We start from the raw sequence: 14,461 nt of genomic DNA on the forward strand, positions 1-14,461 counted from the left end.
ACCACGGGGCAGACCACGACAAACGGAGAATCATGGCCGACGAGCCGACAGACACCCCCGAGGGCACCGACGCCGAGGGTGCACAGACCTTCGCCGAGGCACCGAAGCGCGACAGCATCGAGCAGGTCGACCTCCAGCTCGAGATGCAGCGTTCGTACCTCGACTACGCGATGAGCGTCATCGTCGGCCGGGCCCTGCCCGAGGTGCGTGACGGCCTCAAGCCCGTGCACCGCCGCGTCATCTACGCGATGTACGACGGTGGCTACCGCCCCGATCGCGCGTTCTCGAAGTGCTCGCGCGTGGTCGGCGACGTCATGGGCCAGTTCCACCCCCACGGTGACACGGCGATCTACGACGCGCTGGTGCGTCTCGTCCAGCCGTGGAGCCTGCGCTACCCGCTGGCGCTCGGCCAGGGCAACTTCGGCTCGCCCGGCAACGACGGCGCCGCCGCCCCGCGGTACACCGAGACCAAGATGGCCCCGCTCGCGCTCGAGATGGTGCGCGACATCGACGAGGACACCGTCGACTTCCAGGACAACTACGACGGTCGCACCCGCGAGCCGGCCATCCTGCCCAGCCGGTTCCCCAACCTGCTGGTCAACGGCTCGGTCGGCATCGCCGTCGGCATGGCGACCAACATCCCGCCGCACAACCTCCGCGAGGTCGCCTCGGGCGCACAGTGGTACCTCGAGAACCCCACCGCGACGCGTGAAGAGCTGCTCGAGGCGCTCATGCAGCGCGTCAAGGGCCCCGACTTCCCGACGGGGGCACAGATCCTCGGGGTCCGGGGCATCCAGGACGCCTACCGCACGGGCCGCGGTTCGATCACGATGCGTGCCGTCGTCAACGTCGAGGAGATCCAGGGTCGTACCTGCCTCGTCGTCACCGAGCTGCCCTACCAGGTCAACCCCGACAACCTCGCGATCAAGATCGCCGAGCTGGTCAAGGACGGCCGCATCGGCGGCATCGCCGACATCCGCGACGAGACCTCCGGTCGCACGGGTCAGCGCCTGGTCATCGTGCTGAAGCGCGACGCGGTCGCCAAGGTCGTGCTGAACAACCTCTACAAGCACACGAGCCTGCAAGAGAACTTCGGCGCGAACATGCTCGCGATCGTCGACGGCGTTCCCCGCACGCTCGCGCTCGACGGCTTCATCTCGGCGTGGGTCGACCACCAGATCGACGTCATCCAGCGCCGCACGCGTTTCCGCCTGAAGAAGGCCGAAGCCGACGCGCACATCCTGCGCGGCTACCTCAAGGCGCTCGACGCCCTCGACGAGGTCATCGCGCTCATCCGCCGGTCGCCGACCGTCGAGGAGGCGCGCGCGGGTCTCATGGACCTCCTCGACGTCGACGAGGTCCAGGCCTCGGCCATCCTCAACCTGCAGCTGCGTCGCCTGGCCGCCCTCGAGCGTCAGAAGATCCAGGACGACGCCGACAAGCTCGAGCGCGAGATCGCCGACTACCAGGACATCCTGGCCAAGCCGGAGCGTCAGCGCACCATCGTCAGCGACGAGCTCGCCGAGATCACCGACAAGTACGGCGACGACCGTCGCACCGAGATCATGTTCGGCTTCGACGGCGACATGAGCGTCGAAGACCTCATCCCCGAAGAAGAGATGGTCGTCACCATCACCCGGGGTGGCTACGTCAAGCGCACCCGCAGCGACAACTACCGCAGCCAGCACCGGGGCGGCAAGGGCGTCCGCGGAGCACAGCTGCGAGCCGACGACGTCGTGGACCACTTCTTCGTCACGACCACCCACCACTGGCTGCTGTTCCTCACGAACAAGGGTCGGGTCTACCGCGCCAAGACCTACGAGCTGCAGGAGGCCGGCCGAGACGCCAAGGGCCAGCACGTGGCCAACCTGCTCGCCATGCAGCCCGACGAACAGATCTCGCAGGTGCTCGACATCCGCGACTACGAGGTCGCGGACTACCTCGTGCTCGCCACCCGCGACGGCCTGATCAAGAAGACCTCGCTGACCGAGTACGACACGAACCGCACCGGCGGCATCATCGCGATCAACCTGCGTGACGACGACGAACTCGTCTCGGCTCTGTTGGTGGACGAGCACGACGACCTGTTGCTCGTCTCGCGTCACGGCATGTCGCTGCGTTTCACGGCCACCAACGAGTCGCTGCGCCCCATGGGCAGGTCGACCTCGGGCGTGAAGGGCATGACCTTCCGTGACGACGACACGCTGCTCAGCGCCTCCGTCGTCGGTGAAGAGGGCTACGTCTTCGTCGTCACCGAGGGCGGCTACGCCAAGCGCACGGCCGCCGACCAGTACCGCGTCCAGAACCGCGGCGGTCTCGGCATCAAGGTGGCGAAGCTCGCGGAGGCGCGGGGAGACCTCGCCGGTGCCCTGATCGTCGGCGAGGACGATGAGGTGCTCGTGGTGCTGTCCGGCGGCAAGGTGGTCCGCTCCGCCGTCTCCGAGGTGCCGGCCAAGGGCCGTGACACGATGGGCGTCGTCTTCGCCCGCTTCGCGAGCGACGATCGCATCATCGCCGTGGCCCGCAACAGTGAGCGCAATCTCGCGGCCGAGGTCGACGAGAGTGCGGACGCCGTGGCCGAGGCCGTAGTGTCTGTCGAGTCCGTCGAGTCCGTCGACGCCGACACCGAGATCCCCACGACCGACGTCACGTCGGTCGATGCCGAGTCGACCGACGACGAGGCCCCCGGAACCGCCGGAGAGGAAACGAACAATGAGTAGTGTCGCCGAGAGACTGCAGAAGAAGGCGAAACGACCGTCCGGCACCAAGCAGGTCCGCCTCAAGCTGGTCTACATCGACTTCTGGTCGGTCGTGAAGCTGGCCTTCCTGATCTCGGTCGCGATCGGCATCATCACGGTCGTCGCCACCTTCCTCATCTGGGCGATCCTGAACCAGACCGGCATCTTCGACGACCTCGACGCCCTGCTGCGGGACATCCTCGGCGACTCGAGCTTCTCGATCCAGGACACCTTCAACGTCGGCCAGATCATGCTCTTCTCGATCGTGGTGGCCATCCTCAACGTGGTCGTCGGCACGGTCCTCGGGGCCATCGTCGCCGTCCTCTACAACCTGAGCGTGCGCATCACCGGCGGTCTCCTCGTCGGATTCACCAACAACTGATCCACCATTCGAGTCGGCTGAACCCGCCGATTCGAGTTCGCCGTCGTGGTGCTGTAGGCTTTACGACGGTCCGGGGGCTATAGCTCAGGCGGTTAGAGCGCTTCGCTGATAACGAAGAGGTCATAGGTTCAAGTCCTATTAGCCCCACGCAGTACCGGTCTCACATCACGCTCGTCTCCTGACGCGCAGGGTGGTGAGATCGTGCTCGTTCCCCCGGTGACCGGGGGGTCGGGGCCTTAGCTCAGTTGGTAGAGCGCCTGCTTTGCAAGCAGGATGTCGGGAGTTCGATTCTCCCAGGCTCCACTGGATTGCCTTGCCCCTGTCCGCTGACTCCGTCAGCGGACAGGGGCAATTCTCTTGTGCTGGTCTGGGGGCCCTCCGGGCCCGTGTCGGCTTCGCCGACGTGCGTGCAACGTTGGGCCTTAGGCAGTGTCTGTGCTGGTGCTGGTGCTGGGGCTAGGGCCGGATCAGCGTCGAATGCTGCAGTCGTCGGGGGCAGGGACGACGAAGGGCCCGCCTCCGGGGAGGCGGGCCCTTCGTGTAGGTGTGGGGGACTACGCCTTGGTGTCGGCGTCGTCGTCGGCGACCCAGAGCTCGTCGTCGGCACGAAGCGTCTGCACGGCCGCGAACACGAGGGCACCGAGAGCGACGACGCCCACGCCGATCAGCAGGACGCCGCCGACGCCGAGGCCGGACTTCTGCTGGCGCGGCACGTACTTCGCCGCGGCCTTCTTGCCCTGCTTCTTGGCGTTCTTCACGGCCTTCGCGACCTTCGGGTCGTTCGCGAGGTCGAGGTTGCCGAGAGCCGACGAGAACGCCGGGTAGACGTCGTGCTTCAGGCGGTCCTGGGCGACCGACGCGTAGTGCGACCCGGTCGAGAGGCCCTGCGAGACCACGGGGCGGACGTTCGAGTCCACCGCGTGCTTGATCTGGGGGACGACCTTCTTGTTCGCGATCTTGACGGCGTCGTCGCGGTAGCCGCCGATGACCTTGCCGGCGTGGTCGATCACGCCGCGCTGCTCACCCCACACCGCCACAGCGTGCTTCTTGAACTTCTTGAGTTCTTTCTTCTGCTTGCGTGACAGGGCCATGAACGTTCCTCCAACGAGTAGGCAGTGGAGCCAGAGTTGCTGGCCCGTCCCAGTGTGGCACGGAGGTTCCTGACAGGTCACGGAACGGTGCCTGGGGAGTCGCTGGTGCGTCGAGGTGGCTGTGGAAGAATGACGACATGTCAACGCACACCGCTGTCGCCACCCTCACCACCAACCACGGCACCATCAAGGTGAACCTCTTCGGCGACCACGCCCCGAAGACCGTCGCCAACTTCGTCGGTCTCGCCACCGGCACCAAAGAGTGGACCCACCCGGCCACCGGCAAGGTCAGCACCGACAAGCTCTACGACGGCGTCGTCTTCCACCGCATCATCAAGGACTTCATGCTGCAGGGCGGCGACCCGCTCGGCCAGGGCGTCGGCGGGCCCGGCTACCAGTTCGACGACGAGATCCACCCCGAGCTGAACTTCAACGCCCCCTTCATCTTCGCGATGGCCAACGCCGGCTCGCGCGGCGGCAAGGGCACCAACGGTTCGCAGTTCTTCATCACGACGGTTCCGACCCCGTGGCTGCAGGGCAAGCACACCATCTTCGGCGAGGTCGCCGACGACGAGTCCAAGAAGGTCGTCGACGCGATCGAGGCCGTCAAGACCGACGCGCGCGACAAGCCCCTCGAGGACGTGGTGCTCGAGAGCGTCACCATCGACGAGGTCTAGGTGACCGATCCGCACGACCGCTCGAACTTCTGCTATCGGCACCCCGACCGGCAGAGCTTCGTCCTCTGCCAGAGGTGCGGTCGCACCATCTGTGGCGAGTGCCAGACGCCCGCCGCGGTGGGGGTCCACTGCCCGGAGTGCGTGAAGGAGGCGCGGGGCAACGCACCGCGCCTCCAACCGCAGGTGGTCGGTCGGGTCCGTAGCGCGTCTCGGCGAGGCGCCCCCGTCGTCACCTACGGCATCATCGGCGTGACCGTAGCGGTGTTCCTCTTGCAGCTCGTGACCGGTACGGGCAACGGCGTGGTCACGCGGGCCCTGGCGTTCTACCCGCCGCTCGAGATCGTGCAGCCCTGGCGCGCCGTCACGACGATGTTCGTGCACGGGAGCATCCTGCACATCCTCTTCAACATGTACTCGCTGTACATCTTCGGGGCAGAACTCGAACGTCAGTTGGGGCGAGGTCGGTTCGCCGCCCTCTACTTCCTCTCGGGGATCGGCGGTTCGGCCGCTGTCGCCCTCCTGGCACCCGGAAGCTTCGTGGTCGGTGCCTCCGGGGCCATCTTCGGCCTCATGGCGGCGTTCTTCGTCATCGCCCGCAGCCTCGGTGGTCGCAGCATCCAACTCCTGGTGCTGGTCGGCATCAACCTCGCGATCGGGTTCATCGTGCCCGGCATCGCGTGGCAGGCCCACCTCGGGGGCATCGTCGTGGGCGGGGCGATCGCGTTCCTGTTCTCGAAGACCCGTCACCGCTCGAAGCACGCCGTGCAGATCGCCGTGCTCGTCGCGATCGGCGTGGTCGTCGTCGCGGTGCTCCTGGCCAGATCGGCCCAGCTGGTCGGGCTGTTCTAGACCACCCGGACGGTGAACGACGAGAGGCGGCTCCCCATCGGGGAGCCGCCTCTTCTCGTCGGCCGACGCGATCTCACCCGCCCGAGTTATCCACAGGAAAGTTATCCACAGGGTTTCCCACAATGGGGATAGTTACAGGCGTGTAAGTTCGAAGGTGCGTTCTAGCGCCACCGGGTGGTCATCAAGAACCCGATGAACATGATCCCGAAGCCGACCAAGATGTTCCACGAGCCGAGCGAAGCCACCGGGAGGGTGCTCTGGCTGACGTAGAACACCACGATCCAGGCGAGACCGACGAGCATGAAGCCGAACATGACCGGCTTGAACCACACGGGGTTCGGCGCGTCCTCTGCGGTGCGGGCGGGCTTCGTGCTGCGGTTCGTGTCTTTGGCCATGGCGCACAGTGTACCGTGAGGCCCTTTTCGGTCCTGGGAGGGTCGCCACGTCCGTCCCCGGGTACGCCCGCGTTCTCCACATGCTCTCCACACGTTGTCCACCGGTGGTCCCCACAGTCTCCGCGGGAGCGGAGCCCGCCTAGAATCGAGTCATGACGGACCACGGGGGCGAGGCCCAGCTCTCGAGACGCATGAAGCGTCGCCGTCGATCCCGCGCCTCCTTCGTCAGCGTCCTCGGAGAACTGCTCATCACGGCCGGCGTCCTGGTGCTGCTCTTCATCGGGTGGCAGCAATGGTTCAACGACCTCGTCGTCGCCGACGCCCACAAGGGCGAGGCGGCACGGCTGAGCGAGCAGTTCGATCAGGCGGCGACTGCGGCCCCCGAGCCGTCGTCCGACGGCTCGTACGGTGAGCCGCCCGTGGGGGCGGCGCCCGGCGAGGCCGAGGAGTTCGCCAACTTCTACGTCCCACGGTTCGGAGCCGACTACGCGGTCCCGATCGCCGGGGGGACGAGCACCGTGCGAACCCTCAACAAGATCGGCATCGGCCACTACGACGAGACGCAGATGCCCGGCCAGGTCGGCAACTTCGGGATCGCCGCCCACCGGACCACCTACGGGGCGCCGTTCAACGAGATCGCCGACCTGCAAGAGGGCGACAAGATGTACGTCCAGACACAGGACGGCTGGTTCACGTACTCGTTCCGCAACCTGCAGTACGTCCAGGCCACGCAGGTCTCGGTGCTGCAGCAGGTGCCCGACGCTCCCGACGTGTCGGCGACCTCGGGCGACCGCCTGATCACCCTGACCAGCTGCAATCCGATGTTCACCGCCCAAGAACGCATCGTCGCCTACGGTGTGTTCGACTCGTGGCAGCCACTGTCGGCCGGCGCACCCGCCGAGCTCGCCGCTGCCGGAATCGGAGGCTGACCGTGTACGCCGCCCTCTGGCGCATCCTGCCCGGACCCTGGTGGGTCAGGCTCGTGCTCGTGCTCGTCCTGATCGCGGCCGTGCTGTTCGCCCTCGTCGAGTGGGTCTTCCCCTACGTCAACGAACTCCTGCCCACCCCCGACGTCACCGTGGAGCAACCATGACGCGCATCCTCGTCCTCGACAATTACGACAGCTTCGTCTACACGCTGAACGGGTACCTCCAACAGTTGGGCGCCGAGACGGACGTCGTCCGCAACGACGCGTTCGACGCGGCCGACACCGCCGACCGCATCGCCGAGTACGACGCCGTGCTGCTGTCGCCCGGCCCGGGGACCCCCGCTGCCGCCGGCGTCTCCATCGACGTCGTGCACGCCGCCCTGGCGGCCGACAAGCCGCTGCTGGGCGTCTGCCTCGGGCACCAGGCCATCGCCGAGGCGCTGGGGGCCACCGTGACGCACGCCGACGAACTGATGCACGGCAAGACGTCGAAGGTCGAACACGACGACAGCGCGTTCTACGACGGTGTCCCGCAGCCGTTCACCGCGACGCGGTACCACTCGCTCGCCGTGGTGGACGAGACGGTGCCCGAGACGCTCGAGGTGACCTCGCGCACCACGGGCGGCGTCATCATGGGCCTGCAGCACCGTTCCGCGCCGGTCTACGGCGTGCAGTTCCACCCCGAGTCGGTGCTGACCCAGGGCGGTTACCAGATGATCGGCAACTGGTTGTCGGTCGCCGGCTTGCCGGGGGCAGCCGTGACGGCGCGGGGGCTCGACCCGCTCGTCGACCTGGGCTGAACGTCCGAGCCCGTCGTCCGGACGTCGAAGTCCGAGCGTCGTGCTCTCGGCGTCTCGCTCCGAGCGTCTAACTGGCTTCGTCGGACCTCGGCGTCGCTCCGTGGCTTCTGCGAGGGCTCAGCCGGTGCAGATGCGCAGGGTGACCGCCGAGCCCTGAGCCACGTCGCCGGGCGGGACGCTCATGCCCGACACCGTCTCACCGGTGCAGCCGGGGTCGGCCTGCGGGGTGACCGCCAGACCGAGCTGGTCGCGCAGGGTCGTGATGGCTTCTTCTGAGGGCTGGCGGGTGACGTCGGGAAGCTGCACGAGACCGTTGGACACCACGATGTCGACACCAGAGCCGAGGGCGACCTGCGCAGCCGCTGCCGGATCGGACGAGAGGACGGACCCCTCGGGAACGGTGGGCGAGTAGTCGGAGCTCTGCTGGCCCCGTTCGAGACCAGCATCGGTGATGGCCTGCCAAGCGGCGTCGACGGTCTGACCGGTGACCGACGGCATGGCGACGAGTTGGGGCCCCGACGAGACGGTCACCGTGACGGCGAACTCTTTCGGGACGGACGTGCCGGGCTCCGGATCGGTCGACACGATGTCGCCGGCGTCGATCGTCGGGCTGGTGGCGTCGGCACGGACGACCGTCAGGCCCAGGTCGTCGAGGCGGGCGGATCCGGTCTCGAAGCTGACCCCGACGAGGTCGGGGATGCGGGACGACTGGGCGTTGTCGACGGTGGGAGGCGTCAGGTTGACCACCCAGAAGACGACGGCGACGATGACGACGGCCACGAGCACGATGCCCGCCCAGATCCAGGCGACGGGCGGCCGGGTCTGCGTTCGTTGGGGCCGTCCGGTGTCGTCCGACTGCAGCTCTTTCAGCGCGGCCTCGCTGCCCGCATTCGCGTGCGGGTTGACGCCGAAGAGCGTGGAGCCGGCGTCGACCGCGTGCGGCCGGCGGGCCGGAGCACGACCGGCGCCCGCGGCTTCGAGGTCGTCGCGGAACTCGGCGGCGCTCTGGAAGCGGTCGAAGCGGTCTTTGGTGAGCGCGTGCAGGACGACGGCGTCGAGCGCCGGACTGACCTGTCGCTCGAGCGTGCTCGGGGGGACGGGAGGCTCGCTGACGTGACGGTAGGCGACCGCGACGGCGCTGTCGCCGGTGAAGGGCGGCTTGCCCGTGAGCAACTCGAAGAGCATGACGCCGGTCGAGTAGAGGTCGGTGCGGGCGTCGACGGTCTCGCCGCGCGCCTGCTCGGGGCTGAAGTACTGCGCGGTGCCGAGGATGGCCGTCGTCTGCGCGACGGTGGCCGCCGAGTCGCTGATGGCGCGGGCGATGCCGAAGTCCATCACCTTGACCTGGCCCGAGTTGGTCAACATGACGTTGCCGGGCTTGATGTCGCGGTGGACCACGCCCGCCCGGTGCGAGTACTCGAGGGCCGTCAGCACGCCCGAGGTGACCCGCACGGCCTCGTCTGGGTCGAGTGGGCCTTCGGCGACGATGTCCTTGAGCAGACGCCCCTCGACGTACTCCATGACGATGAACGGGACGACCACGTCGAGCCCACGGCGGTCACGGACGACCTCTTCGCCGGCGTCGAAGACCCGGACGATGGTCGGGTGGGCCATGCGGGCGGCGGCCTGGGCCTCTTGGCGGAACCTCGACCGGAAGGCTGGATCGGTCGCGAGGCTGGGCTTCATCAGCTTGACGGCGATCTTGCGGCCGAGTCGGGCGTCGGTGCCGACGTGGACGTCGGCCATGCCACCGCGGCCGATCAGGTCACCGATCTGGTACCGGTTGGCGAGGAGATGGATGCTCTCTCTCACACCTTCAGCCACGCCTGTTGCTCCCAACGACCCACCCCTGTCTGGCGACACGGTCGGAGCCAGTGTACCGGGGCGGTAGCCCCCGGACTGGGTACGGACCTAGGCCGAAGGGATGATTGTCAGGGCTTCGTGACCCCGGTCGTCTGCACGACCGGGGTCACGATCGGACCTACTGAGGGTCGGTGCCCTCCGAGGGGCTCGGGGCCGGTGACGTGGCCGGGGCCGTCACCGTGATGGTGACTCCCGGCGACGGCTCGGACGCGATCTGACCGCAGTTGGCCACGTAGCTGACCGTGAGGTTGCCGGCGGCCGAGGCGGTCACCGTGAGGGACGTCGCGTTGGCACCGAGGCCCCCGGCCGACTGACCCGAGGTGTCGGTCCCGCCGGTGATCGTGTACGAGTAGCCCGTCAGCGAGTAACCGGTCGGGCACCCCGTGTAGGCGGGCCAGTTGATGGTGGCGGTGTCGCCGGCCTCGATCTGGCCCGGGGTGGCGGTGGGCGTCGAGGGCTGGGCAGGGGTCGGGGCCGCGCGGTAGATGTAGATCGTCACCGACGAGCCCTTCTCGAGGGCACCCGTCGGGTCGATGCTGGCGACGGTGCCGACCTGGTCGGGGCTCGGAGCGCTCGACCCGGCGTCGGCCGAGTCGACCTGCAGGCCGAGTTCTTCGAGGGAGGCGCGGGCAGCGGCCTCGGTCAGCCCCACGTAGTCGCCCGAGGACACCGTCACGGACGTCGGGGTCGGGGTGGGCGTCGGAGTCGTCCGGGTCGGCGTCGGCGTGCTGCTCGAGGTCGTCGGCGCGGGCGCAGGATCGTCGGTGTTGCCGACCGCGAAGACGATGCCGACGACGAGGGCGATGACGGCCAGGACGGCGAGGACGATCAGCGGCCAGAACCACGGACTGCGCTTCTTCTCGTCGGGTTCGTCGTCGCCGTCGCGCAGGGCGTCGGGATCGGCCGAACCGGCCACGTAGCCCGCGGCAGCACCGCCGGCGGCGCTCTGGGCACGGGTGGCCATCGGATCGAACAGTTGCGTCGTGGCGTCCTGGGCGTTGAAGGCCTGGGTCGCCGTGTCGGCGGGCGTGGCGGCGACGGCGCCGATCGCCGGGACGGCGACGGTCGCGGCGGCCACGTCGCCGCGTCGGAGGGCCCGGGCGGCCTGGGCGAGGGCCGAGGCCGTCGCCGGCCGTTCGCCCGGCTTCTTGGCGATGCAGGACAGGACGAGACGACGAACGGGTTCGGAGACCGTCGACGGGAGGTCGGGCGGCTGTTCGTTGATCTGTGCCATCGCGATGGCGACCTGGGACTCGCCCGTGAACGGTCGACGACCGGCCAGGGCCTCGTAGGCGACGATGCCGAGCGAGTAGATGTCGGTGCTGGGGGACGCCGGGTGGCCGCTCGCCTGCTCGGGCGAGAGGTACTGCACGGTGCCCATGACCTGGCCCGTGGCCGTCAGCGGAACCTGGTCGGCGATGCGTGCGATGCCGAAGTCGGTGATCTTCACCCGGCCGTCCGGGGTGACGAGCAGGTTGCCGGGCTTGATGTCGCGGTGCACGAGACCTGCGGCGTGGGCGGCCTGGAGGGCCGAGGCGGTTTGCGCGACGATGTCGAGGACCTTGTCGGTCGGCAGGACGCGGTCGCGCTCGAGGACCGTCGACATGGCCTCGCCGGGGACGAGCTCCATCACCAGGTAGGCGCTGCCCTCTTCTTCGCCGTAGTCGAAGACGTTCGCGATGCCCTCGTGGTTGACCAGGGCCGCGTGTCGGGCCTCGGCACGGAAGCGCTCGAGGAATCCGGGATCGCCCAGGTACTCGTCCTTGAGGATCTTGATGGCGACCGTGCGGCCGATGACGAGGTCGGTGGCTTCCCAGACCTCGCCCATGCCGCCGATGGCGACTCGGGTCGACAGCTGGTAACGCCCACCGAAGGTGACTCCGCCGGATGGTCTCATTTGTTCAGCACCGCCTCTAGTACTTTCTTCGCGATCGGTGACGCGACACTGTTGCCGAATGCGGACTGGCCCTGTCCGCCGCCGTTCTCGACGACGACCGCGACCGCGACCTCGGGGTCAGCAGCAGGCGCGAACCCGGTGAACCAGAGGGTGTACGGCTCGCCGGGGCCGTTCTCGGCCGTTCCTGTCTTGCCGGCGACGTCGACGACGTCAATTCTTGCATTGCTCGCCGCACCGTTCGCGACGTCCTGCACCATCATGTCGGTCATCGTGGCCGCAGTCTGGGAGCTGATGGGCTTGCCGTACTCCGAGGGCGAGAAATCCTCGACCGGGCTCAGGTCGGGGTTCAGGACGCTCTCGATCAAGGTCGGGTTCATCTCGGTGCCGCCGTTGGCGATGGCGGACGAGACCATGGCCATCTGCAGGGGCGTCACGCGGTCGGAGCCCTGCCCGAAGGACTGCAGCATGAGGGTGGCGTCGTTGATGGCCTGGCCCTTGGAGTCCTCGATGGGGAACTGGCTCGGCGTGACGGCCTGGGGGACGCCGATGGAGTCGTCGCCGAAGCCGAACTTCTCGGCCTGCTCTTGCAGGGCCTTCGCACCGAGGGCCTGGCCGAGCTGCGCCATGGGGATGTTGCACGACAGGCGGAGGGCGGTTGCGATGGTGGCCGTCTCGCCGCCGCCGCAGCTACCGCCCTCGGCGTTGTTGATGTTCGTGCTGGTGCCCGGCAGCGTCAGGGTCGACGGGTTGGGGAAGGCGCTGTCGGGCGTGTAGTCGCCGCTCTCGAGCGCAGCCGCCGTCGTGATCAGCTTGAAGGTCGACCCCGGTGCGTACAGGTCGCCCTGGATCGCCCGGTTCTGCAGCGGAGCCGAGGGGTCGGCGATCAGCGAGTCGTAGGCGTCGGTGACGGTCTGACGGTCGTGGCTGGCGAGCGGGTTGGGGTCATAGCTGGGCTTCGAGACCATCGCGAGGATCTTGCCGGTCTTCGGGTCCATCGCGACGACCGAGCCCGAGTTCGAGCCGAGGGCGTCGTAGGCCGCCTGCTGGACGGTGGGGTCGAGGGTGAGGTTGACCGTGGCCCCCTCGGGGTCCTGACCCGTGAGCAGCGAGTTGACCTGGTCGAAGAACTGCGAGTTCGCGTTGCCCGTGAGGTACCGGTTCATGGCGTCCTCGATGCCTCGGGATCCCTGACCCAGCGTGTAGTAGCCGGCGACGGGTGCGTAGAGGTCGGGCTGCGAGTAGGTGCGCTGGAACTCGTACTGGTCGTCGACGGGGGTCGACTGCGCGATCGCCTGGCCGCCGACCAGGATGGGACCGCGCTGCGCCGAGTAGCTGGCGAGCAGGGCCCGCGAGTTGCGGGCGTCGGCGTTCAGCGCGTCGGCCTGGAACGCCGTGATGTAGGTCGTCGAGAGGAAGAGCGCGACGAACATGGCGAGCACCACGTAGCTCACGCGTCGGAGTTCTTTGTTCATCAGCCGATCACCAGCCTCGGTTGGTTGCGCACGGAGTCGGACAGTCGCAGCAGCAGGGCCACGATGATCCAGTTGGCCACGAGCGACGAGCCGCCCGCGGCGAGGAAGGGAGCGGTGAGGCCCGTGAGCGGGATCACCCTCGTCACGCCACCCATGACCACGAAGACCTGCAGGGCCACGACGAAGGCGACGCCGACCCCGAGCATGCGACCGAAGTCGTCCTGACCCACGAAGCCGATGCGGAACCCGCGGGAGACGAGCAGGAGGTAGAGCGCCAAGATGGCGAAGAGCCCGGTGAGGCCGAGTTCTTCGCCGAGCGACGCGAAGATGTAGTCGCTCTCGGCGAGCGGGGTGGTCTGCGGACGGCCCTGACCCAGCCCCGTGCCGATCAGTCCGCCGTTCGCCAGGCCGAACAGGCCTTGGACGAGCTGGAACGACCCGCCGACGGCGTCGTACTCGGACTGGGCGAAGGGGTTGAGCCAGGCGGCGAAACGGCCCTGCACGTACCCCAGGAAGGTGCTGGCGATCAGGGCCCCTCCGAGGAACAGGCCGACGCCGAGCACGATCCAGCTCGCGCGCCCCGTGCCCACGTAGATCATGACGAGGAACAACCCGAAGTAGAGCAACGAGGTGCCGAGGTCGCGCTGGAAGATCAGGACGCCCATGGCGACGAGCCAGACGATGAGGATCGGCCCGAGGTCGCGCGGCCGGGGGAACCGCATGCCCAGGATCTTCGGCCCCATGAGCGAGAGGTTGTCGCGGGCGGTGACGAGGTAGCCGGCGAAGAAGATGGCCAGCGTGATCTTGGCGATCTCGCCCGGCTGGAACGAGAACGGTCCGATGTCGATCCAGACGCGGGCGTTCAACCCCTCGCGGCCGATGCCCGGCAGGAGGGGCAGCAGCAGCAGCACGATCGACACGAACATCGCGATGTAGCGGTACCGCGACAGCACCCGGTAGTTGCGGATCACGAGCAGCACGGCGAGGGCGATCACCATCGCGAGGACGGTCCAGACCATCTGCTTGATGCCCAGCGCGCCCCAGCCCTCACGCCCCTCGGCCAGGTCGAGGCGGTAGATCATCGCGATGCCGATGCCGTTCAGGGTGACGGCGATCGGCATGACGAACGGGTCGGCCTCGCGGGCGACGACCCGCAGGACGACGTGGAAGATCAGGGCCAGGCCCAGCACCATCGAGCCGGCCATCAGCACGGTCGGGTCGACCTCGCCGGTCGCACCGAGCTGGACCAGCACCATCGCTCCGGCGGCGACGCCGCAGGCGATCAGCAGCATGAGCAGTTCGAGGTTGCGGAGGCGCGCGGGTTCGCGCAGGCGCAGCGAGATCGCCTGCGTCATGTTCGTGGGACGCG

At 68.1% G+C, this 14,461-nt stretch carries 13 protein-coding genes and 2 tRNA genes; 9 read left to right on the forward strand and 6 right to left on the reverse strand.

Features of this window, described 5'->3' with window-relative positions; all coding sequences use genetic code 11:
- Window positions 1-32 precede the first annotated feature (32 nt).
- From gyrA to OVA02_RS01910, 4 genes are all read left to right on the forward strand, one after another.
- Entirely contained in the window at window positions 33-2,720 is a 2,688-nt protein-coding gene (gene gyrA / locus OVA02_RS01895; protein ID WP_056044217.1) for a DNA gyrase subunit A, read from the forward strand.
- Complete coding sequence (locus OVA02_RS01900; RefSeq protein ID WP_043595295.1) at window positions 2,713-3,120, forward strand: DUF3566 domain-containing protein; 408 nt, start codon at window positions 2,713-2,715, stop codon at window positions 3,118-3,120. The genes gyrA and OVA02_RS01900 overlap by 8 nt, the downstream gene beginning before the upstream one ends.
- Before the next feature lie 73 nt (window positions 3,121-3,193).
- Window positions 3,194-3,267: transfer RNA gene (locus OVA02_RS01905), tRNA-Ile, on the forward strand.
- A gap of 83 nt (window positions 3,268-3,350) precedes the next feature.
- Window positions 3,351-3,423 (forward strand) — tRNA-Ala (locus OVA02_RS01910).
- Window positions 3,424-3,674: 251 nt separating this feature from the next.
- Here OVA02_RS01910 and OVA02_RS01915 read toward each other — a convergent pair.
- On the reverse strand, window positions 3,675-4,211 hold the full coding sequence (locus OVA02_RS01915) for a hypothetical protein (RefSeq protein WP_267659112.1): 537 nt from the start codon (window positions 4,209-4,211) through the stop codon (window positions 3,675-3,677).
- Between the two features lie 137 nt (window positions 4,212-4,348).
- On the opposite strand from OVA02_RS01915, the gene OVA02_RS01920 reads away from it, so the two are divergent.
- Both OVA02_RS01920 and OVA02_RS01925 read left to right on the forward strand, forming a co-directional pair.
- Window positions 4,349-4,888 (forward strand): peptidylprolyl isomerase, encoded by a 540-nt coding sequence (locus OVA02_RS01920; RefSeq protein WP_267659113.1) that lies wholly within the window; start codon window positions 4,349-4,351, stop codon window positions 4,886-4,888.
- Window positions 4,889-5,737 (forward strand): rhomboid family intramembrane serine protease, encoded by an 849-nt coding sequence (locus tag OVA02_RS01925; RefSeq protein ID WP_056044212.1) that lies wholly within the window; start codon window positions 4,889-4,891, stop codon window positions 5,735-5,737.
- 161 nt (window positions 5,738-5,898) lie between these two features.
- Here the strand turns inward: OVA02_RS01925 and OVA02_RS01930 are convergent, their stop codons facing one another.
- Window positions 5,899-6,132 (reverse strand): cell division protein CrgA, encoded by a 234-nt coding sequence (locus OVA02_RS01930; RefSeq protein ID WP_043595289.1) that lies wholly within the window; start codon window positions 6,130-6,132, stop codon window positions 5,899-5,901.
- A gap of 152 nt (window positions 6,133-6,284) precedes the next feature.
- On the opposite strand from OVA02_RS01930, the gene OVA02_RS01935 reads away from it, so the two are divergent.
- From OVA02_RS01935 to OVA02_RS01945, 3 genes are read left to right on the forward strand one after another with little or no spacing between them, the layout of a single operon-like run.
- Window positions 6,285-7,061, forward strand: a complete 777-nt coding sequence (locus tag OVA02_RS01935) for a class E sortase (RefSeq protein ID WP_192125065.1) — start codon at window positions 6,285-6,287, stop codon at window positions 7,059-7,061.
- Window positions 7,062-7,063: 2 nt separating this feature from the next.
- Entirely contained in the window at window positions 7,064-7,225 is a 162-nt protein-coding gene (locus OVA02_RS01940; protein ID WP_173154031.1) for a hypothetical protein, read from the forward strand.
- Window positions 7,222-7,860 (forward strand): anthranilate synthase component II, encoded by a 639-nt coding sequence (locus tag OVA02_RS01945; RefSeq protein WP_123571112.1) that lies wholly within the window; start codon window positions 7,222-7,224, stop codon window positions 7,858-7,860. The genes OVA02_RS01940 and OVA02_RS01945 overlap by 4 nt, the downstream gene beginning before the upstream one ends.
- Before the next feature lie 117 nt (window positions 7,861-7,977).
- On the opposite strand, the gene pknB is transcribed toward OVA02_RS01945, so the two are convergent.
- The 4 genes from pknB to OVA02_RS01965 form a co-directional block, all read right to left on the reverse strand.
- On the reverse strand, window positions 7,978-9,684 hold the full coding sequence (gene pknB, locus OVA02_RS01950; protein ID WP_123571113.1) for a Stk1 family PASTA domain-containing Ser/Thr kinase: 1,707 nt from the start codon (window positions 9,682-9,684) through the stop codon (window positions 7,978-7,980).
- A 157-nt stretch (window positions 9,685-9,841) separates the two neighbouring features.
- The gene (locus tag OVA02_RS01955) at window positions 9,842-11,620 is read right to left on the reverse strand and encodes a protein kinase domain-containing protein (protein WP_056044207.1); all 1,779 of its coding nucleotides are present in this window, start codon (window positions 11,618-11,620) and stop codon (window positions 9,842-9,844) included.
- On the reverse strand, window positions 11,617-13,092 hold the full coding sequence (locus OVA02_RS01960) for a peptidoglycan D,D-transpeptidase FtsI family protein (RefSeq protein ID WP_267659114.1): 1,476 nt from the start codon (window positions 13,090-13,092) through the stop codon (window positions 11,617-11,619). The genes OVA02_RS01955 and OVA02_RS01960 overlap by 4 nt, the downstream gene beginning before the upstream one ends.
- On the reverse strand, window positions 13,092-14,447 hold the full coding sequence (locus tag OVA02_RS01965) for an FtsW/RodA/SpoVE family cell cycle protein (protein WP_056044204.1): 1,356 nt from the start codon (window positions 14,445-14,447) through the stop codon (window positions 13,092-13,094). The genes OVA02_RS01960 and OVA02_RS01965 overlap by 1 nt, the downstream gene beginning before the upstream one ends.
- Window positions 14,448-14,461: the final 14 nt, after the last annotated feature.

It is taken from the genome of Frigoribacterium sp. SL97, from assembly GCF_026625765.1.
Lineage (GTDB): Bacteria > Actinomycetota > Actinomycetes > Actinomycetales > Microbacteriaceae > Frigoribacterium.

Excerpts from the sequence above, each read along its gene's own strand:
- OVA02_RS01935 (WP_192125065.1), top strand. The coding sequence starts at position 6,285 with ATGACGGACCACGGGGGCGAGGCCCAGCTCTCGAGACGCATGAAGCGT.
- OVA02_RS01960 (WP_267659114.1), bottom strand. The coding sequence starts at position 13,092 with ATGAACAAAGAACTCCGACGCGTGAGCTACGTGGTGCTCGCCATGTTC.
- OVA02_RS01955 (WP_056044207.1), bottom strand. The coding sequence starts at position 11,620 with ATGAGACCATCCGGCGGAGTCACCTTCGGTGGGCGTTACCAGCTGTCG.
- OVA02_RS01915 (WP_267659112.1), bottom strand. The coding sequence starts at position 4,211 with ATGGCCCTGTCACGCAAGCAGAAGAAAGAACTCAAGAAGTTCAAGAAG.
- OVA02_RS01900 (WP_043595295.1), top strand. The coding sequence starts at position 2,713 with ATGAGTAGTGTCGCCGAGAGACTGCAGAAGAAGGCGAAACGACCGTCC.
- OVA02_RS01945 (WP_123571112.1), top strand. The coding sequence starts at position 7,222 with ATGACGCGCATCCTCGTCCTCGACAATTACGACAGCTTCGTCTACACG.
- OVA02_RS01930 (WP_043595289.1), bottom strand. The coding sequence starts at position 6,132 with ATGGCCAAAGACACGAACCGCAGCACGAAGCCCGCCCGCACCGCAGAG.
- gyrA (WP_056044217.1), top strand. The coding sequence starts at position 33 with ATGGCCGACGAGCCGACAGACACCCCCGAGGGCACCGACGCCGAGGGT.
- OVA02_RS01920 (WP_267659113.1), top strand. The coding sequence starts at position 4,349 with ATGTCAACGCACACCGCTGTCGCCACCCTCACCACCAACCACGGCACC.
- OVA02_RS01965 (WP_056044204.1), bottom strand. The coding sequence starts at position 14,447 with ATGACGCAGGCGATCTCGCTGCGCCTGCGCGAACCCGCGCGCCTCCGC.